This window comes from Pseudomonas sp. P1_F7, from assembly GCF_056405655.1.
On sequence record NZ_JBFUBR010000012.1, the window covers coordinates 90073 to 107667 of the forward strand.

Annotated in this window: 17 protein-coding genes; 6 read left to right on the forward strand and 11 right to left on the reverse strand. The window is 59.6% G+C overall.

What is annotated here, in order from left to right; all coding sequences use genetic code 11:
* The first annotated feature begins 2 nt into the window (after positions 1-2).
* Complete coding sequence (locus AC1D1M_RS18395; RefSeq protein ID WP_477776733.1) at positions 3-815, forward strand: YfaP family protein; 813 nt, start codon at positions 3-5, stop codon at positions 813-815.
* A gap of 68 nt (positions 816-883) precedes the next feature.
* On the opposite strand, the gene AC1D1M_RS18400 is transcribed toward AC1D1M_RS18395, so the two are convergent.
* Positions 884-1126, reverse strand: a complete 243-nt coding sequence (locus AC1D1M_RS18400) for a hypothetical protein (RefSeq protein WP_477776734.1) — start codon at positions 1124-1126, stop codon at positions 884-886.
* Between the two features lie 239 nt (positions 1127-1365).
* On the opposite strand from AC1D1M_RS18400, the gene AC1D1M_RS18405 reads away from it, so the two are divergent.
* Entirely contained in the window at positions 1366-2379 is a 1014-nt protein-coding gene (locus AC1D1M_RS18405) for a PDDEXK nuclease domain-containing protein (RefSeq protein ID WP_477776735.1), read from the forward strand.
* A 305-nt stretch (positions 2380-2684) separates the two neighbouring features.
* Here the strand turns inward: AC1D1M_RS18405 and AC1D1M_RS18410 are convergent, their stop codons facing one another.
* From AC1D1M_RS18410 to exaC, 9 genes are all read right to left on the reverse strand, one after another.
* Entirely contained in the window at positions 2685-3431 is a 747-nt protein-coding gene (locus AC1D1M_RS18410; RefSeq protein WP_477776736.1) for a LexA family transcriptional regulator, read from the reverse strand.
* A 228-nt stretch (positions 3432-3659) separates the two neighbouring features.
* Positions 3660-4187 carry an inorganic diphosphatase gene (gene ppa / locus AC1D1M_RS18415; RefSeq protein ID WP_007894323.1) on the reverse strand — a complete coding sequence of 176 codons (528 nt, stop codon included), beginning with the start codon at positions 4185-4187 and terminating at the stop codon, positions 3660-3662.
* Positions 4188-4300: 113 nt separating this feature from the next.
* Positions 4301-5113, reverse strand: coding sequence for a M90 family metallopeptidase (locus tag AC1D1M_RS18420; RefSeq protein WP_477776737.1), 813 nt, complete (start codon positions 5111-5113; stop codon positions 4301-4303).
* A gap of 4 nt (positions 5114-5117) precedes the next feature.
* Positions 5118-5774 (reverse strand): DedA family protein, encoded by a 657-nt coding sequence (locus AC1D1M_RS18425; protein ID WP_477776738.1) that lies wholly within the window; start codon positions 5772-5774, stop codon positions 5118-5120.
* Between the two features lie 225 nt (positions 5775-5999).
* Positions 6000-6461 (reverse strand): GNAT family N-acetyltransferase, encoded by a 462-nt coding sequence (locus AC1D1M_RS18430; RefSeq protein WP_007990572.1) that lies wholly within the window; start codon positions 6459-6461, stop codon positions 6000-6002.
* Positions 6462-6575: 114 nt separating this feature from the next.
* A complete protein-coding gene (eutC, locus tag AC1D1M_RS18435) occupies positions 6576-7400 on the reverse strand; it encodes an ethanolamine ammonia-lyase subunit EutC (RefSeq protein ID WP_477776739.1) in 825 nt (274 codons plus the stop codon).
* Between the two features lie 8 nt (positions 7401-7408).
* Entirely contained in the window at positions 7409-8803 is a 1395-nt protein-coding gene (locus AC1D1M_RS18440; protein ID WP_477776740.1) for an ethanolamine ammonia-lyase subunit EutB, read from the reverse strand.
* Between the two features lie 195 nt (positions 8804-8998).
* Complete coding sequence (eat, locus tag AC1D1M_RS18445; RefSeq protein WP_477776741.1) at positions 8999-10372, reverse strand: ethanolamine permease; 1374 nt, start codon at positions 10370-10372, stop codon at positions 8999-9001.
* A gap of 273 nt (positions 10373-10645) precedes the next feature.
* A complete protein-coding gene (exaC, locus tag AC1D1M_RS18450; protein WP_150672672.1) occupies positions 10646-12166 on the reverse strand; it encodes an acetaldehyde dehydrogenase ExaC in 1521 nt (506 codons plus the stop codon).
* A gap of 299 nt (positions 12167-12465) precedes the next feature.
* On the opposite strand from exaC, the gene AC1D1M_RS18455 reads away from it, so the two are divergent.
* The 4 genes from AC1D1M_RS18455 to AC1D1M_RS18470 all read left to right on the forward strand — a co-directional run bounded on the left by AC1D1M_RS18455 (position 12466) and on the right by AC1D1M_RS18470 (position 16796).
* Entirely contained in the window at positions 12466-14382 is a 1917-nt protein-coding gene (locus AC1D1M_RS18455; protein WP_477776742.1) for a sigma-54-dependent Fis family transcriptional regulator, read from the forward strand.
* Between the two features lie 158 nt (positions 14383-14540).
* Positions 14541-15890 carry a UDP-N-acetylmuramate:L-alanyl-gamma-D-glutamyl-meso-diaminopimelate ligase gene (mpl, locus tag AC1D1M_RS18460; protein ID WP_477776743.1) on the forward strand — a complete coding sequence of 450 codons (1350 nt, stop codon included), beginning with the start codon at positions 14541-14543 and terminating at the stop codon, positions 15888-15890.
* The gene (gene ubiX, locus AC1D1M_RS18465) at positions 15887-16519 is read left to right on the forward strand and encodes a flavin prenyltransferase UbiX (RefSeq protein ID WP_477776744.1); all 633 of its coding nucleotides are present in this window, start codon (positions 15887-15889) and stop codon (positions 16517-16519) included. The genes mpl and ubiX overlap by 4 nt, the downstream gene beginning before the upstream one ends.
* A complete protein-coding gene (locus AC1D1M_RS18470; protein WP_477776745.1) occupies positions 16512-16796 on the forward strand; it encodes a YceK/YidQ family lipoprotein in 285 nt (94 codons plus the stop codon). The genes ubiX and AC1D1M_RS18470 overlap by 8 nt, the downstream gene beginning before the upstream one ends.
* A gap of 132 nt (positions 16797-16928) precedes the next feature.
* Here AC1D1M_RS18470 and AC1D1M_RS18475 read toward each other — a convergent pair whose 3' ends face one another.
* Positions 16929-17570, reverse strand: a complete 642-nt coding sequence (locus AC1D1M_RS18475; RefSeq protein ID WP_477776746.1) for an oxidoreductase — start codon at positions 17568-17570, stop codon at positions 16929-16931.
* Between the last annotated feature and the right edge of the window lie 25 nt (positions 17571-17595).

Genomic DNA, 17595 nt, shown 5'->3' on the forward strand with positions numbered 1-17595 from the left:
CCATGAAACTCCGTTATCCACAGGTCTTGCTGTTTCTCTGTTCGCTGGTGGCGTTGCCATCGGTGATGGCGGCTGACAGCGTCAAACTCGATACCCCCGCAGGCGGTTGGCGCACCGGTGCATCTGAAGGTGAAGGGGAAAACTTCCAGCAGACCGTTAACTACCCGGCCTCGTCGGTGAATACCCCGACAGGGCAGGCCAACACCGCTCGCATCAGCGGGCAGATCAAAGCCACAGCCAAATCCACAGAACCCGGTCGGCTGATCGTCAACGGGGTGAGCATGCCGCTGAAAATCGACCCGGCCGGCCGTTTCGATCGCCCGTTCTCATTCCCCAACGGCAGCAACAGCGTCGAGGTTCGCAGCCCTGATGGTCAGCAACGTCACCGCACGCAATTGCTCAACAGCAGCGGCGGCGCGACCCCGGCCAAATTGCGCGTTTTGTTGTCCTGGGACAGCGACAACACCGACCTCGACCTGCACCTGATCACCCCCGACGGCGCGCACATCTGGTACGGCGACCGCGTCGCCCCCAACGGCGCCGCGCTCGACGTCGACGTCACCACCGGCTTCGGCCCGGAAATCTTCGCCATGCCCGCGCCGATCAAGGGGCAATATCTGGTCTATGTGAACTACTTCGGCGGCGGCTACAGCAGTGATGAGGAGGGGCAGGAAGACGCGGTGCAGGCGCTGACCACGGCGCAGGTGACGGTGATTACCGAGGAAGGCACGCCGAGCGAGAAGATGGAGACGTTCCTGGTGCCGATGCGTGCGGTGGGGGAGTTGACGTTGGTGAAGTCGTTCAGCTATCCGTGAGGTTGAGGTACAACATGCGCAGGGTTTGCACACGATTGCGCCCGTGATTCTTGGCGCCATATAGGGTTTCATCCGCCTGTGAAAGCAGGCACGAAAGGTCGTAGCCCGACTCGCGGTTGAAAACGAGCGGGACAATATCGACCCCGCCAACTGACCAGCACTACACCCAGCGCCGCCAGCAGCATCATTGCACCCAGATAAGCCAGAGGAAGCTCGCGGGTTTCACGCCACCAGGCATGACAGGTCAACAAACCCATCAGAATGAAAACGAAGACCGAGACTACCAGCAGGGTCGGGATGTGCAGATCCATTGCGTAGGTTCCCGTTGAGCTTGAACGCGAAGTCCGACCGGCAGAGCTTCTTCCGGGGTAAGGGGAGCGGTTTTTGGACGGGGTGGATTCAGCATCGGTTATTTTGGCTTTGCACGTGTTCTCTGAGCGGGATGGAGGCCTATTAGCGTTGTTTCATGCAGACATACATTGTGAATGTTCTTGCGTCGGTATCAGGAGTAATTGAAGGGGCCCTCCCACTGACATGGAAATGTCCTGACGTGAATGATCTCCGTAGCAATATCTCCCTCGATACAGCTTTCAGCGAAATTACCCAGCTGATTGTGACCGCACGACATCGCGCCATGCAGGCGGTCAACACCGAACTGATAGAGCTGCACTGGCAAGTTGGAGCCTACATCAGTCGCAAAATTGAAGCGGCGGAGTGGGGTGATGGGGTGGTGGCTCAATTGGCCACTCACCTCGCTCGCACTCAGCCCGGACTGCGGGGCTTTACCCGGCCTAATTTGTTTCGTATGCGTCAATTTTTCGAAGCGTACAGACATGACGTAAAAGTCTCAGCACTGCTGAGACAATTGCCCTGGACACACAACATGATCATCCTCAACCAGAGCAAACGCCCGGAGGAACGTGAGTTTTACCTGCGCATGGCGATCCAGGAAAAATGGTCAAGCCGGGAGCTTGAGCGTCAGTTCAAGGCTGCTCTGTTTGAACGTTCAGTGGTCAGCCCGGCAAAAGTCTCAGCACCGCTGCGACAAATTCATCCCCAGGCCCTGGACGTGTTCAAGGATGCCTACATGATCGAGTTTCTGGCTCTGGAGCGTGGTCATGCAGAGACAGATTTGCATGGAGGCCTGCTGTACAAACTCAGGGATTTTCTGATCGAACTGGGCAGGGACTTCTGCTTTGTGGGATCGCAATATCCGTTGCAGGTAGGTGGGCGTGACTTTGCGCTGGATCTGTTGTTTTTCCACCGTGGGCTGAACTGCCTGGTGGCGATCGAACTTAAGGTCGGGCGCTTTGAGCCGGAATACTTGGGGAAGATGGATTTTTATCTTGAAGCGTTGGACCGCAATGTCCGCAAACCACATGAAAACCCGGCGCTCGGCGTATTGCTGTGCGCGAGCAAAGAGGACGAAATCGTCGAGTACGCCCTGAACCGCTCACTGTCACCTGCCTTGATCGCGGAGTACCACACCCAATTGCCAGACAAGAAACTGTTGCAAGCCAAGCTGCAGGAGTTTTATGCGCTGAATACGGAAGGGGTTGGGTGATTTTTGTCGTTGTTCACTTTCTTTCAGGCATAAAAAAGCCGGCTTGTGGCCGGCTTCTCGGGGACTGGCTTGGATCATTTTTGGTAAACCGCGCCAGCCTTCAAAACGTACACCCGGATCTTGCGTCCGGCTGTGGGACCTGGTGAGAAAGTCATCTGTCAGGCCAGTGCATCTGAGCCGCAGGGCGGGTCGATGCGCAAATGTGGGGCGCAGCATACGCAGGTTTGATGGAAATTCCCAGCGGGAAGTGCCGGGCAGAGCCGTTTGGCCACCCGGGTGGACGGCCGATGGGTATTCTGGAGCGCTTAAAGAAACGGCACCGCCGGCCGTCGTTTGTTCAGGGTCGACCACCAGAACACCCAACCCAGCACCCTGATGTTCTGCTCTTCGATTTGTGCGGCTCTTAAGATCTCATCCGGGTACTCGGCGCGATTGTGGCTGCGCAGTCGCAGGGAGTTGCCCGGTAAGCGGTGCAGGTACTTGATGCGCAGCATGCCGTCATGTTCGATGGCGTAGATCTCGCCATCGATAATCTGGGTCAGGCCACGGTCAATCGCCAGGGTCGAACCGTCTTCAATTTTCTCGCCCATGCTGTTACCGCTCATGAGCGCGCAGATGGCGTCGGCGTGGTTGATTTCCAGGGAATCGAGGTGGCTGCGGGGCAGGCGGATGGATTGCTCGGGGTCTTCTATGACGTGGGTTTTGTTGGAGTCCGGGGCGGTAAAAGCTTCTTTGTAGAAAGGCAGTTCGACGTCGACAGGCTCGATGACCGTGTAGACACCGCGGATGGTCTGGGCATCGAAAGTGTTGCCGGATTCGTCAAGCAGGCGCAGGTGTTGGGAGTCTTTCGTGCCTTCGCCGGTTTTCAGCCAGTCGCTGCTGACGGAGAGTTTTCTGGCGACTTCTTCCATGCAGTGGGCGGGCACACCGCGGGTGTACCAGTTATGTACATTTTGCGGAGCCGTATCCAGGAATTCGGCAAATCCGGTGGTCGTGATGCTCGCTGCTTCGAGGAGCGCTTTGAAGCGTGGGCCGCTAGTGTTCTTTTTCATGAACGCGAGTCTACTGGCGGCTAACAAGGGTTTGAATAAACGCCTCGTTCAAATTTCGCGGGAAATTTACGACTGGATGTAAGACGCTCTTGGGGAGTTTTAAACAAGTAAAACCAAGATCGAGGCAGGTTAAACGTTATGTTTAACGTGCTTTTCAAGCGCCCACAAAAAACCCCGGTTCAACCGGGGTTTTTCTTGAAGCTTGCCGCTTGAAGCTCGCGGCTGCTCTTAACCTTTATAGGCAGCAACCGACTTGGTGATCGCGTCGCGGGCGGCGTCTGCACCGGCCCAGCCTTCGATCTTCACCCATTTGCCTTTTTCGAGATCTTTGTAGTTCGCGAAGAAGTGCTCGATCTGCTGAATCAGCAGCGCTGGCAGATCGGTGTATTCCTTCACGTCGACGTACAGCTGGGACAGCTTGTCGTGTGGGACTGCGATGACTTTGGCATCGCCGCCGCCGTCGTCGGTCATGTTCAGGATGCCGACCGGACGAGCGCGGATCACCGAACCTGGAGCAACCGGGTAAGGGGTTACGACCAGCACGTCGAGGGGATCACCGTCGTCAGCCAGGGTGTTCGGGATGTAACCGTAGTTGGCCGGGTAGAACATTGGGGTGGCCATGAAACGGTCAACGAACAGGCAATCGCTGTCTTTGTCGATTTCGTATTTGATCGGCGCGTGGTTGGCCGGAATCTCGATCGCGACGTAGATGTCGTTCGGCAGGTCTTTGCCAGCCGGAATCTTGCTGTAGCTCATTGGGCGTTGCCCCCGTTAGTTGACCAAAAACACTTGGCCGGATTGACCAAAAAGTGGCGGCGATTATAGGCATATTCCTGTATCGACGCCATGGACCAGAAGTCGTATGGCGCTCACTGGTGTGCCTGATAGACAGGATCATGCGCCTGAAGTTGCTTCAACCTCGTCAGCGGGTCCTGGCGATAGAACAGCTTCAACTGCTGGTACACCTGTGGATAAGCCTCGTGCAGCAAATCCGGGGCGCTGAAGAAGTATTCGCTGGTGACGGCGAAGAACTCGGCAGGGTTTTCGGCGGCATACGGGTCGATGGCGGTTTCAGCATCGGGATTGCGTTCCAGTTGCCGGTCGAGGTCGTCGTAGGCCTCTTGCATGACCTTGGCCCAGTCGCTGACGCGCATGTCGGCATGCAGCGGCGGCAGGCCGTTGGCGACGCCGTTGAGCATGTCGAGTTTGTGTGCCAGTTCGTGGATCACCAGGTTGTAGCCTTCCCAGCCACCACTGGCCATCACGCCCGGCCAGGCGAGGATGATCGGGCCTTGCTGCCAGGCTTCACCGCTGTGCTCACCATCCCATTCGTGCTCGACACCGCTGGCATCGCGATGGCGCTGGGGGCTGAGGAAGTCATCGGGGTAGAGAATGATTTCGTGGAAGCCCTGATACCAGTTCAGGTCGCCGAGGTGCAGCAGCGGCAGTTGCGCCTGGGCAGCGAGCAGCAAGCGCTGCTCCTGATGCAGTTCGACTCCGGGCAGGGCGGTCAGGTGCTTGTCTTCGAGGAACAGCACGCAGGCTTCGCGCAGCCATTGGTCTTCGGCGACGCTGATGCCATCGAGAAAACTCAGGTGATGGCGCACCCGTTGCCACATGTCATCGGCAATCGGGTGCTTTGCCAGGGTGCGCCGGCGACGCCAGGCGCTCAGGGACCACATCGTGTCAGCGCGATGCGGCTTTGGAGTTCGAACCCGCAAGGCGGTTACGTACCATGCCAATGATCATCGGCACCAGCGAGAGCAGGATGATGCCGACTACCAGCAGCGACAGGTTCTTCTTGATGAACGGCACATTGCCGAAGAAGTAACCGAGCGTCACCAGCCCGCCAACCCACAGGACAGTGCCGAAGACACTGAAGGCAAAGAAACGCGGATAAGGCATTTTTCCCACACCGGCGACGAACGGTGCAAAGGTGCGGATGATGGGCAGGAAGCGCGCCAAGGTCACGGTTTTGCCGCCATGCTTGTCGTAGAAATCGTGGGTCTGTTGAAGGTAGTCGCGGCGGAAGATCTTCGAGTCCGGATTGCTGAAGAGTTTTTCACCCGCCGTTCGTCCGATGATGTAGTTGGTGCTGTCGCCCAGAATCGCCGCCAGCATCAGCAGGCCGCCGAGCAGTACCGGGTCCATGCCGCCACCGGCCGCCACGGCGCCGGCGATGAACAGCAGGGAGTCGCCCGGCAGGAAGGGCATGACCACCAGGCCGGTTTCACAGAAGATCACCATAAACAGGATGGCGTAGATCCATGCCCCGTAGTTGGTTACAAGCATGTCGAGGTAGACGTCGAGATGCAGGACAATGTCGATCGGGTTGAAATCCATGGAAAGCACCTGTGGTAACGGCCCGACTCAGCAGGCCTGTGCGGATGACTTCGCGTAAGACTACGGATAAGGGTAGTTTTTCTTACAAGCCGGGGAGTTCGGGATTATACGAGGCGAGAGGTGAAAATCGCGTCGAGATTGTAGCGGGGAATGTCATGACAAGACCGATGGCATGATACCGGACATATGAGAGCGAGCCTGCTCGCTCCCATATGTGTAGGTGATTCAGAGTTCGTCGCTGATCGGCAGCACGTAGTTCTTGAATTCGGTGTCTTCCTTGAATCCGATGGACTCGTAGGTTTTCTGCGCGACTTCGTTGTTGCTGCTGGTGGAAACACGCATGCGCACGGCATTGGTTTCCTTGGCCATTTTTTTTGCGGTGCGGATCAGGTTGTCGGCCACCAACTGGCGGCGGGCGTCCTCGGCGACATAAATATCGTTGAGGATCCACACGCGTTTGAGCGAAAGCGAGGAGAAGCTCGGGTACAGCTGACAGAAACCCATCAGTTTGTTGCTGTCGTCATCGGACAGCGCCAGGTAGATCACCGACTCCTTGCGACGCAGGCGTTTTTCGAGGAACGCCCGGGACGAGTCCGGATACGGCAGGGAACCATAAAACTCGCGATATTTGACGAACAACGGGGTCAGCAGGTCCAGGTGTTCGAGGGTCGCTTGAATAATCCGCATGGTAGGTCTCGTCTTCAAGTGGCTGTCTTACGTCTCTGACGGCGATGGGAAACCCTTGGCGGCCGCGCCACGATCCTGCCTGAAACTGGTACGAATGTGCAATGCGCAAGCGGTTCAGGCATTCGGCGGGCCGAGCAGGAAATTACCTTTCATGTCGGCTCCCGCGTCCGACTCCAGTGTCTGAACCTGTGCTTCATCCTTCAGATTGACCCCTGACAACTGCCGCCGGCAGGCTTCGCGCATCAAATACAGCAAACGGTGTGCCGCCATGCCGTAACTCAGGCCTTCGAGCCTCACGTTGGAGATGCAATTACGGTAGGCATCGGTAAGGCCGACCTTGGGATTGTAGGTGAAATATAAACCCAGGCTGTCCGGGGAGCTGAGGCCAGGGCGTTCGCCGATGAGGATTACGGTCATTTTTGCGCCAAGCAACTCACCGACTTCGTCAGCGACCGCCACGCGCCCCTGTTCCACCAATATCACCGGCGCTACCGTCCAGCCTTCGACCGCAATCTGTTCTTCGAGGCGCGCCAGAAACGGCAGGGTATGGCGATGAACGGCCAACGCCGACAAGCCGTCGGCGATCACAATCACCAAGTCGACCCCGCCAGGATGTGCCGAAGCATATTCACGCAGGGTCTGCGCCGATGTATCACTCAGTTTTCGTCCCAGGTCCGGGCGTTGCAGGTAACTGTTGCGGTCGATCGCTGCGCTGTGCAGCAAAAGGCTTTCGTGTCCGCGTTCGGCCAGTTGTGAACTGAGTGCCGCATGATCGAATGGCAAGTGCACCGCATCCCGTGCCTGAGCATGGGCGTATTGGAAGTCCAGTTGTGCGCGGGTGGGAATGCTGGTGCCGGTTCGGCCCAAGGCAATTCGCGCCGGCGTCAGTCGCCGCAGTTCCAGCCATGGGTTGTGGGGATCGAAGGGTAGTTTATCCATATCAACACTCATCCCAGTTGCGCCAATGCCTGGCGGAAGGCCGGCGGCAGGCTGCTGCCAAACAGAACCCGGCCGTCCGCCTGGGTGAATATGCCCATTTTCGCCAGCCACTGCTCGAACTCCGGCGCAGGCTTCAGCCCCAGGGTCTGCCGGGCGTAGAGCGCATCGTGGAACGAGGTGGTCTGGTAGTTGAGCATGATGTCGTCGGAGCCGGGGATACCCATGATGAAGTTGATCCCGGCGACGCCCAGCAGGGTCAGCAGGGTGTCCATATCGTCCTGGTCGGCTTCGGCGTGGTTGGTGTAGCAGATGTCGCAGCCCATGGGCACGCCCAAAAGCTTGCCGCAGAAGTGGTCTTCCAGGCCGGCGCGGATGATCTGTTTGCCGTTGTACAGGTATTCCGGGCCGATGAAGCCGACGACGGTGTTGACCAGAAACGGGTTGAAATGACGCGCGACGGCGTAGGCCCGGGTTTCGCAGGTTTGTTGATCGACGCCATGGTGGGCGTTGGCCGACAGGGCGCTGCCCTGGCCGGTTTCAAAGTACATCAGGTTCTGGCCCAACGTGCCGCGATTCAGACTCAAACCGGCGTCATAGCCTTCCTTCAATACACTCAGGTTGATGCCGAAACTGGCGTTGGCCGCTTCGGTACCGGCGATCGACTGGAACACCAGATCCAGCGGGACGCCGCGATTGACCGCTTCGATCGACGTGGTGACATGGGTCAGCACGCAAGCCTGGGTCGGAATCTCGTAGCGCTGGATGATCGCGTCGAGCATCTCCAGCATGGCGCAAATCGAGGCAATGCTGTCGGTGGCGGGGTTGATGCCGATCATCGCGTCGCCATTGCCGTGCAGCAGACCGTCGAGAATGCTTGCGGCGATGCCGGCCGGTTCGTCGGTGGGGTGATTCGGTTGCAGGCGTGTGGACAGTCGACCGCGCAGGCCCAGGGTGCCGCGAAACTGTGTGACCACGCGGATTTTTTGCGCCACCAGCACCAGATCCTGCACGCGCATGATCTTCGATACCGCGGCAACCATTTCCGGGGTCAGGCCGGGGGCGAGGGCGCGCAGGACCTGTTCGTCGGCGGCATCACTGAGCAGCCAGTCGCGAAAGCCGCCGACGGTGAGGTGACTGACGACCGCGAAGGCTTGTTTGTCGTGGGTGTCGATGATCAGACGGGTAACTTCATCGGATTCGTAGGGGATCAGCGCTTCGTGCAGGAAGTGGCTTAGCGGAGTGTCGGCCAAAGTCATCTGTGCCGCGACGCGCTCGCCGTCATTAAGGGCTGCGACGCCGGCCAGAAAATCTCCGGAGCGCGCCGGGCTGGCCTTGGCCATCACTTCCTTGAGGTTGTCGAAGCGGTAAGTCTGGGCGCCGACGGTATGGGCGAATGCGGCCATGGGGCGGTGTCCTCCTGATCAATTTAAAATGCGATCTGCTTTTCTGTGGGAGCGAGCTTGCTCGCGATAGCAGTCTTACATCCGCCACATGTGCTGAATGACACACCGCCATCGCGAGCAAGCTCGCTCCCACAAGGGAATTGCATGCACTTCAATAATGCAGGCGCCGGGCAGCGGGCCCGGCACCGGTGCAATTCATATACCTTCGAGCATAGCGTCTGCCGGTGCTTCGGAACGTTGCTTGGCGGTCAACTGGAAGTACAGGTAACCGGCAGCCATGAAGCCGAGGAAAATCAGGCCGATCAAGGTGTTGAACCACGCCATCGCCACCAGGCACACCACCGCCAGAAACAGCGCGATCCCCGGCACGATCGGATAGCCCGGCGCGCGGAAGGTGCGCTCCAGGTTCGGTTCGGTTTTACGCAGTTTGAACAGGCTCAGCATACTGATGATGTACATCACGATGGCGCCGAATACCGACATGGTGATCATCGCCGCCGTCAGGGTCATGCCTTGCAGGTTGACCAGACCGTCGCTGTAGATCGCTGCGATGCCGATCACGCCACCGGCCAGAATCGCCCGGTGCGGCGTCTGGAAGCGCGAGAGTTTGGCCAGCCCTTTGGGCAGGTAACCGGCGCGAGCCAGGGCGAAGAACTGCCGGGAATAGCCAAGAATGATCCCGTGGAAACTCGCCACCAGGCCGAACAAACCGATCCATACCAGCATGTGCATCCAGGTCGAATTGTTGCCAACCACGGCTTTCATCGCCTGAGGCAGAGGATCGTTGATGTTCGACAACTGGCGCCAGTCTCCGACACCACCGGCCATCACCATCACGCCGATGGCCAGGAACACCAGGGTCAGAATGCCGCTGACGTAGGCCTTGGGGATGGTGCGTTTCGGGTCCTTGGCTTCTTCGGCAGCCATGGCCGCGCCTTCGATGGCAAGAAAGAACCAGATCGCGAAGGGAATGGCGGCGAAAATACCGGGAATCGAGCCCATCGTGAATTCATTGGCGCCCGACCAGCCATTGAGCACAAAGTTGCTGAAGCTGAAGCCCGGGGCGACAACGCCCATGAACACCAGCAATTCGGCGACGGCCAGCACGGTGACCACCAACTCAAAGGTGGCCGCGATGCTGACGCCGAGGATGTTCAGGCCCATGAACACGAAATAGGCGCCAACGGCGGCGATCTTCGGGTCCAGTTCCGGGTATTGCACGTTGAGGTAGGCGCCGATGGCCATGGCGATGGCCGGTGGTGCAAAGACGAATTCGATCAGGGTGGCGATGCCGGCGATCAATCCGCCTTTCTCGCCAAAAGCCCGGCGGCTATAGGCAAATGGCCCACCAGCGTGGGGAATCGCAGTCGTCAGTTCGGTGAAACTGAAGATGAAGCAGGTGTACATCGTCGCCACCATCAACGCGGTGACGAGAAAACCCAGTGTGCCTGCGGTGCCCCAGCCGTAACTCCAGCCGAAGTACTCGCCGGAAATCACCAGGCCGACGGCAATGCCCCATAAATGCAGGGTGCCGAGTGTGGGTTTGAGCTGTGTGGAAGAAGTAGTCATAAGTCCTCTCTAATTTTTATTGTTCGATCTTTTGGACTTTCGGTTAAGACGGGTTGGGTGCAAATCCTGAATGATGGGTAGGCAAAGCCCGTGCCAGAGCGGCCAGGCCTTGAGTGTTGAGTCATTTAGGACGGCATCGCGAGCAAGCCCGCTCCCACATTGGACTTGTGTCGGTTACCTGATGCGGGTTTACACAAATCCCCTGTGGGAGCGGGCTTGCTCGCGAAGGCGGTAGAAAGGGCGACACAGAAACACCTGTGTCGCCCCCGGTTTTTAGAAGAAGCCCAGCGGATTGATGTCGTAGCTCACCAGCAGGTTTTTGGTCTGCTGATAGTGGTCGAGCATCATCTTGTGGGTTTCACGACCGACGCCGGACTTCTTGTAACCACCGAACGCGGCGTGCGCCGGGTACAGGTGGTAGCAGTTGGTCCACACCCGGCCGGCCTTGATGGCACGGCCCATGCGGTAGGCGCGGTTGATGTCGCGGGTCCAGAGGCCGGCACCCAGGCCGAACTCGGTGTCGTTGGCGATAGCCAGGGCTTCGGCTTCGTCCTTGAAGGTGGTGATGCTCACCACCGGGCCGAAGATTTCTTCCTGAAACACGCGCATTTTGTTGGTGCCCTTGAGCAGCGTCGGCTGGATGTAATACCCGCTTGCCAGGTTGCCCTCGAGTTTTTCCACCTTGCCGCCGGTCAGCAGTTCGGCTCCTTCGCCCTTGGCGATTTCCAGGTACGAAAGGATTTTGTCGAATTGTTGCTCGGATGCCTGGGCGCCGACCATGGTGTCGGTGTCCAGCGGGTCGCCACGTTTGATTTGCAGGACCTTCTTCATCACCACTTGCATGAATTCGTCGTAGATCGACTCTTGCACCAGCGCCCGGGAAGGGCAGGTGCAGACTTCGCCCTGGTTGAAGAATGCCAGCACCAGGCCTTCGGCGGCCTTCTCGATGAAGGACGGTTCGGCCTTCATGATGTCTTCGAAGAAAATGTTCGGCGACTTGCCACCCAGTTCAACAGTGGACGGAATGATGTTTTCGGCGGCGCATTTCATGATGTGCGAGCCGACCGGGGTCGAGCCGGTGAAAGCGATCTTGGCGATGCGCTTGCTGGTGGCCAGCGCTTCGCCGGCTTCGCGACCGAAACCCTGGACGATGTTCAGCACGCCGGGTGGCAGCAGGTCGCCGATCAGTTCGAGCAGCACGGTGATGCCCAGCGGGGTTTGCTCGGCGGGTTTGAGTACCACGCAGTTGCCAGCGGCGAGAGCCGGGGCGAGTTTCCAGGCGGCCATCAGGATCGGGAAGTTCCACGGGATGATCTGCCCGACCACGCCCAGCGGTTCATGGATGTGATAGGCCACGGTGTTGCCGTCGATTTCGGCAGCGCTGCCTTCCTGGGCGCGAATGCAACCGGCGAAGTAGCGGAAGTGGTCGGCGGCCAACGGGATGTCGGCGTTGAGGGTTTCACGCACGGCTTTGCCGTTGTCCCAGGACTCGGTGATCGCCAGCAGCTCCAGGTTCTGTTCGATGCGGTCGGCGATTTTCAGCAGCACCAGCGAGCGCGCCTGGGCGGACGTGGCGCCCCAGGCATCGGCAGCGGCGTGGGCAGCGTCCAGGGCCTTGTCGATGTCTTCGGCCGTGGAACGGGGGAATTCGGCAATCGGTTGGCCATTCACTGGCGAGGTATTGGTGAAGTACTGACCTTTGACAGGCGCGACGAACTCGCCGCCGATGTAGTTACCGTATTTGGCTTTGAACGAAACGATAGCGCCTTCAGTACCGGGGTGAGCGTAACGCATGGTGGTCTCTCCTTGCTTTTGTGCTTATAGGGAGTCGCGCATGTGCGCTTGCTTTAAGCGTAGAGCAAGGGCCGGGCCAGTGCCTTGCATGTCAGGTAAATCAAGGCCTTGCGAGGTTTTTGTCGGACGGGCGGGCAGCGCCTGTGACGCTTCCGGTACAGCCATGGTGACACTTTGTACCCTTTGTGGCACAGCTCGTGACCAACCGGTCCTGCAGGCATTGCAATGCGGGCCGGGCTGGAGGATGCTCGGCATCACCTCATGCACGGGACGCCGAGCCCCGGGGAGAATAATAAGAAATGCACGACAATCATTTGAGTCGCCATGCCCAGCAAGTATTGACGGTGACTCAGGGCAAGACCCACCTCCACGGTCCTGGCAGTGATCCGTCCATCGCCCGTTCCTGGCTGCGCTGCCTTGAGGACTATCACCTCGATCCGGCCCTGAGCATCGCTCCGACGGTGCTGGAACATGGCCGTGTCCTGGAAAGCCGCGAGCGCTTGCAGCAAGTGCTGCACATCGCCGGCAATGAAATGACCAGCCTGCATCAACAACTCTCCGGCGCCGGCCATGCAGTGCTGCTGACCGACGCCCGCGGCGTGATCCTCAATTGCGTCACCGCGCCCGCCGAACGGCAGATTTTCGAGCGTGCCGGGCTCTGGCTCGGTGCCGACTGGAGCGAGGCCTGCGAAGGCACCAACGGCATCGGCACCTGCCTGGTGGAGCGTCAGTCGCTGACCATCCATCAGGACGAACACTTCCGCGGCCGCCACACCGGCCTGACCTGCTCGGCGAGCCCGGTCTTCGATCCCCATGGCGAATTGCTGGCAGTGCTCGACGTGTCGTCGGCGCGGCGCGATGTGTCGCGGCAAAGTCAGTTCCACACCATGGCGCTGGTCAATCTGTCGGCGAAAATGATCGAGAGCTGCTACTTCTTGCGCTGCTTCGACAACCAATGGTTGTTGCGTTTTCACTTGCAGGCCGAGTCCGTCGGTTTGTTCAGCGAAGGGTTGCTGGCGTTCGACGGGGAAGGGCGCATTTGCGCGGTCAACCAGAGTGCGCTGAATTTGTTGGGACATATTCGAGGCGGCTTGCTGGGTAAGCCGGTTGAGGCGTTTTTCGATTGTTCGCTCGATGAGTTGCTCGGTCGCGCGAGCACCAATGCCGCCGCCAGTTGGCCGTTGCGCACCCGTGATGGTCGCAAGCTGTTCGCGGTATTGCGTGGTGAGGCACGGCGGTCGCTGCCTACTCCAGCGGTGCCTGCTCCCAAGGTTGCACAAGCACCGCGCCTGTCGGGCATTTGCCTGGATGACGCGACGTTGCAGGCGGACTTCCGCAAGGCCTTGCGCGTCTACGAGCGCGACGTGCCGCTGCTGATCAACGGCGAAACCGGGTCCGGCAAGGAGGCTTTTGCCAAAGCGGTGCACCACGCCAGCCAGCGGGCAGAAAAAGCCTTCGTCGCCCTCAATTGCGCGGCCATTCCCGAAAGCCTGATCGAAAGCGAGCTATTCGGATATCGCGGCGGCAGCTTTACCGGTGCGCGCAAGGAGGGCATGCGCGGCAAGTTGCAACAGGCCGACGGCGGCACCTTGTTCCTCGATGAAATCGGCGACATGCCACTGGCCATGCAGACGCGCTTGCTGAGGGTGCTGGAAGACCGGCAAGTGGTGCCGATCGGCGGCGAGCCGGAATCGGTGAATGTGCGGATTATCAGTGCCACTCACCGTAACTTGCTGGATCGCGTGCAGGACGGCAGCTTCCGTGAGGATTTGTATTACCGGCTCAACGGGCTGGAAGTCGCGTTGCCGGCCTTGCGTGATCGTAGCGACAAATCCCGGTTGCTCGATTTTTTGCTGGCCGAGGAGGCGGGCGCAGAAACCGTGTTGATCGATGGGCCGGCGCGGGAGGCCTTATTGGGGTTCGCCTGGCCGGGTAACGTGCGGCAGTTGCGAAATGTGCTGCGTACGTTGGCGGCACTGTGTGAGGACGGGCGGATCGGTCTGGAGGATTTGCCGGCGATGATTCGTTCGGCCAGGCCGGCGGTGGCGCAGGCTTTCGAGGAGCCATCGGAGCATCCGCTGGAAGATGCCGAGCGGCTGGCGTTACTCACGGCGCTGGAGCAGACGCGCTGGCATATGACGCACACGGCGGAGCAGCTGGGGGTCAGTCGAAATACCCTCTATCGGAAGCTGCGTAAACACGGTATCGCCCGCTAAATCGTGTCGCGCCCAATCGCGAGCAAGCTCGCTCCCACAGGGTCTGCGCATACCCTGTGGGAGCGGGCTTGCCCGCGAAGGCGTCTTCAGATCTGAAACACAAGGTGCGATTTTCCCCTCCCTAAGCTAACCTGCGGCCATGTTTTACGAGGTCGACTATGCACATTCATATTCTTGGTATCTGCGGCACTTTCATGGGGTCAATGGCGGTTCTGGCCAAGGAACTGGGCCATCACGTGACGGGCTCCGATGCCAACGTCTATCCGCCGATGAGTACTCAGCTGGAGGCTCAGGGCATCGAGCTGACTCAAGGCTACGACCCGGCGCAACTCGACCCGGCGCCTGATCTGGTGGTGATCGGCAATGCCATGTCGCGGGGCAATCCGGCGGTGGAGTACGTGCTGAACAAAGGCCTGCCTTACGTCTCCGGCCCGCAATGGCTGGCGGATCACGTGCTGCAAGGTCGCTGGGTACTGGCGGTTGCCGGTACGCACGGCAAGACCACCACCAGCAGCATGCTGGCCTGGGTGCTGGAGCACGCGGGCATGGCCCCGGGCTTCCTGATCGGCGGCGTGCCACAAAACTTCTCGGTGTCGGCGCGCCTGGGCGATACGCCGTTCTTCGTCATCGAAGCCGACGAGTACGACAGTGCGTTCTTCGACAAGCGCTCCAAGTTCGTGCATTACCGTCCGCGCACGGCAATCCTGAACAATCTCGAATTCGATCACGCGGACATCTTCCCGGATCTGCCGGCCATCGAGCGACAGTTCCATCACTTGGTGCGGACCATCCCGAGCGAAGGCCTGGTGATTCATCCAACCACTGAGCCGGCGTTGCAGCGCGTTATCGAGATGGGTTGCTGGACCCCGGTGCAAACCACCGGTGCTGGCGGTCAGTGGCAGGTCAAGTTGCTCAGTGACGATGGCTCGAAGTTCGAAGTGATGTTCGAAGGCGTCGCCCAAGGTGTGGTCGAGTGGGACATGACTGGCCAGCACAACGTCGCCAACGCCCTGGCGACCCTGGCTGCCGCACGCCACGTCGGCGTGGTGCCGTCCATGGGCATCGCCGCGTTGAGCGCCTTCAAAAGCGTGAAGCGCCGGATGGAGAAAGTAGCGGAAGTCCGTGGCATCACCATCTATGACGACTTCGCTCACCACCCGACTGCCATTGCCACCACGCTCGACGGCCTGCGCAAGCGCATCGGCGATGCACCGCTGATTGCGATCATCGAGCCTCGTTCCAACTCCATGAAGCTCGGCGCGCACCGTGACGGATTGCCAGAAAGCGTGGTCGATGCCGATCAGGTGATCTGGTACGCACCGGCCAACCTCGGTTGGGACCTGGCCGGCACTGCGGCGCGGTGCACTGTGCCGTCGATTGTCAGCGATTCCCTGGAAGGCATCATCGAGCGCGTGAAGAGCCAGGCCCAACCCGGTACTCACGTGGTCATCATGAGCAATGGCGGCTTCGGCGGCCTGCACGGAAAACTGGCCGAGGCGCTCAAATGAACAACGGCCCGGACCGCATCACCCTGGCGATGACCGGCGCTTCAGGCGCCCAGTACGGTTTGCGCCTGCTCGACTGCCTGGTGCGGGAAGATCGTGAAGTGCACTTCCTGATTTCCAAGGCCGCGCAGTTGGTGATGGCTACCGAAACCGACGTCACGCTGCCGGTCAAGCCGCAGATGATGCAGGCGTTCCTCACCGAATACACGGGTGCTGCCGCCGGGCAGATTCGGGTGTACGGCAAGGAAGACTGGATGTCGCCGGTGGCTTCGGGCTCCGGCGCGCCAGCGGCGATGGTGGTGGTGCCGTGCTCCACGGGCACGTTGTCGGCCATCGCCACGGGTGCCTGCAACAACCTGATCGAACGGGCCGCCGACGTGACGCTGAAAGAGCGCCGCCAGCTGATTCTTGTGCCCCGTGAAGCGCCGTATTCGAGCATTCACCTGGAGCACATGCTCAAGCTGTCGAACATGGGCGTGACAATCCTGCCGGCATCACCGGGCTTTTATCATCAGCCGCAAACCATCGACGACCTGATCGATTTTGTCGTCGCACGGATTCTCAATCTGCTGAATATTCCTCAGGACATGTTGCCGCGTTGGGGCGAGCATCATCTGACCAGCGATGAATAAGCTGCTGGTAGTTGTGCTGGCACTGCAGTTGGCCGGTTGCGCGACGGCGCGCACCCTCGATGCAGCCAAGCCGGGGGCGCCGATTGTCTATTCGGGTACTCGTCTGGATTTGTACGCGATGAACGGTGGGTGTTGTGCCAAGGACCGATTCGGAGCCGAAGCGCCGAGCTATCCGGGTGTCGACCTGCCGGCGAGTGCGTTGCTCGACACGCTGCTGTTGCCGCTGTCGTTGTTGACGGTGATTGGGGTGAGCTTTCAGGCGACGGGTGGATTGTAAGAGAGCACTTCGCGCTCTATCGCGAGCAAGCTCGCTCCCACAGGTTTTTCAGCGATTACAAAATTTGTGTACGACACAAAATCCTGTGGGAGCGGGCTTGCCCGCGATGAGGCCCGCTCAGGCACCATAAAATTACTTGCCCAACTTCCTCAGCTCATCCGACTCGACAATCCTGACCCCGTCCTGCTCTTCCAGCGCCAGACGCCACATCGCGCGAGCCAGTTGGCAGGCTTCGATACCATGGTATTTGCCAGGGATCAGCCGAGACAACGGCCCGGCGACTTTCTCGCCCAGGCGTGGTTCGGTGCGTTCGCCCAGCAACAGCGAAGGGCGGCAAATAGTCAGCTGCGGCCAGTCCTGCGCGCGCAATGCGTACTCCATCTCGCCTTTGACCCGGTTGTAGAAAATCGAGGATCTCCGATCAGCTCCCAGAGCACTGATCACGATCAGGTGCCGTGCGCCCATCTCCCGGGCACGTTTTGCGAATGCCACTACCATGTCCAGGTCCACTGCGCGAAACGCCTGTTCCGAGCCAGCCTGCTTGATCGTGGTGCCCAGGCAGCAGTAGGCGATGTCGACACGGCCGTTCAACTGCGGCAGAAACACCGCCGGGTCGCCGACCGGGTTGTCAAGGTGGGGATGCTTGGCCAAAGGCCGGCGTGACGGTGCCAATACCCGCGAAATCGTTGGCTCGTTAAGCAGGCGATCAAGCAGATGTTCACCGGTCAAACCGGTGGCTCCGGCGAGCAGCACGTGCTGAGGCGTCAAGTACATAGTGTTTCCCCCTTGATACTATTCA

Excerpts from the sequence above, each read along its gene's own strand:
- AC1D1M_RS18395 (WP_477776733.1), top strand. The coding sequence starts at position 3 with ATGAAACTCCGTTATCCACAGGTCTTGCTGTTTCTCTGTTCGCTGGTG.
- AC1D1M_RS18400 (WP_477776734.1), bottom strand. The coding sequence starts at position 1,126 with ATGGATCTGCACATCCCGACCCTGCTGGTAGTCTCGGTCTTCGTTTTC.
- AC1D1M_RS18410 (WP_477776736.1), bottom strand. The coding sequence starts at position 3,431 with ATGAAAAAGAACACTAGCGGCCCACGCTTCAAAGCGCTCCTCGAAGCA.
- ppa (WP_007894323.1), bottom strand. The coding sequence starts at position 4,187 with ATGAGCTACAGCAAGATTCCGGCTGGCAAAGACCTGCCGAACGACATC.
- AC1D1M_RS18420 (WP_477776737.1), bottom strand. The coding sequence starts at position 5,113 with ATGTGGTCCCTGAGCGCCTGGCGTCGCCGGCGCACCCTGGCAAAGCAC.
- AC1D1M_RS18425 (WP_477776738.1), bottom strand. The coding sequence starts at position 5,774 with ATGGATTTCAACCCGATCGACATTGTCCTGCATCTCGACGTCTACCTC.
- AC1D1M_RS18430 (WP_007990572.1), bottom strand. The coding sequence starts at position 6,461 with ATGCGGATTATTCAAGCGACCCTCGAACACCTGGACCTGCTGACCCCG.
- eutC (WP_477776739.1), bottom strand. The coding sequence starts at position 7,400 with ATGGATAAACTACCCTTCGATCCCCACAACCCATGGCTGGAACTGCGG.
- AC1D1M_RS18440 (WP_477776740.1), bottom strand. The coding sequence starts at position 8,803 with ATGGCCGCATTCGCCCATACCGTCGGCGCCCAGACTTACCGCTTCGAC.
- eat (WP_477776741.1), bottom strand. The coding sequence starts at position 10,372 with ATGACTACTTCTTCCACACAGCTCAAACCCACACTCGGCACCCTGCAT.
- exaC (WP_150672672.1), bottom strand. The coding sequence starts at position 12,166 with ATGCGTTACGCTCACCCCGGTACTGAAGGCGCTATCGTTTCGTTCAAA.
- AC1D1M_RS18455 (WP_477776742.1), top strand. The coding sequence starts at position 12,466 with ATGCACGACAATCATTTGAGTCGCCATGCCCAGCAAGTATTGACGGTG.
- mpl (WP_477776743.1), top strand. The coding sequence starts at position 14,541 with ATGCACATTCATATTCTTGGTATCTGCGGCACTTTCATGGGGTCAATG.
- ubiX (WP_477776744.1), top strand. The coding sequence starts at position 15,887 with ATGAACAACGGCCCGGACCGCATCACCCTGGCGATGACCGGCGCTTCA.
- AC1D1M_RS18470 (WP_477776745.1), top strand. The coding sequence starts at position 16,512 with ATGAATAAGCTGCTGGTAGTTGTGCTGGCACTGCAGTTGGCCGGTTGC.
- AC1D1M_RS18475 (WP_477776746.1), bottom strand. The coding sequence starts at position 17,570 with ATGTACTTGACGCCTCAGCACGTGCTGCTCGCCGGAGCCACCGGTTTG.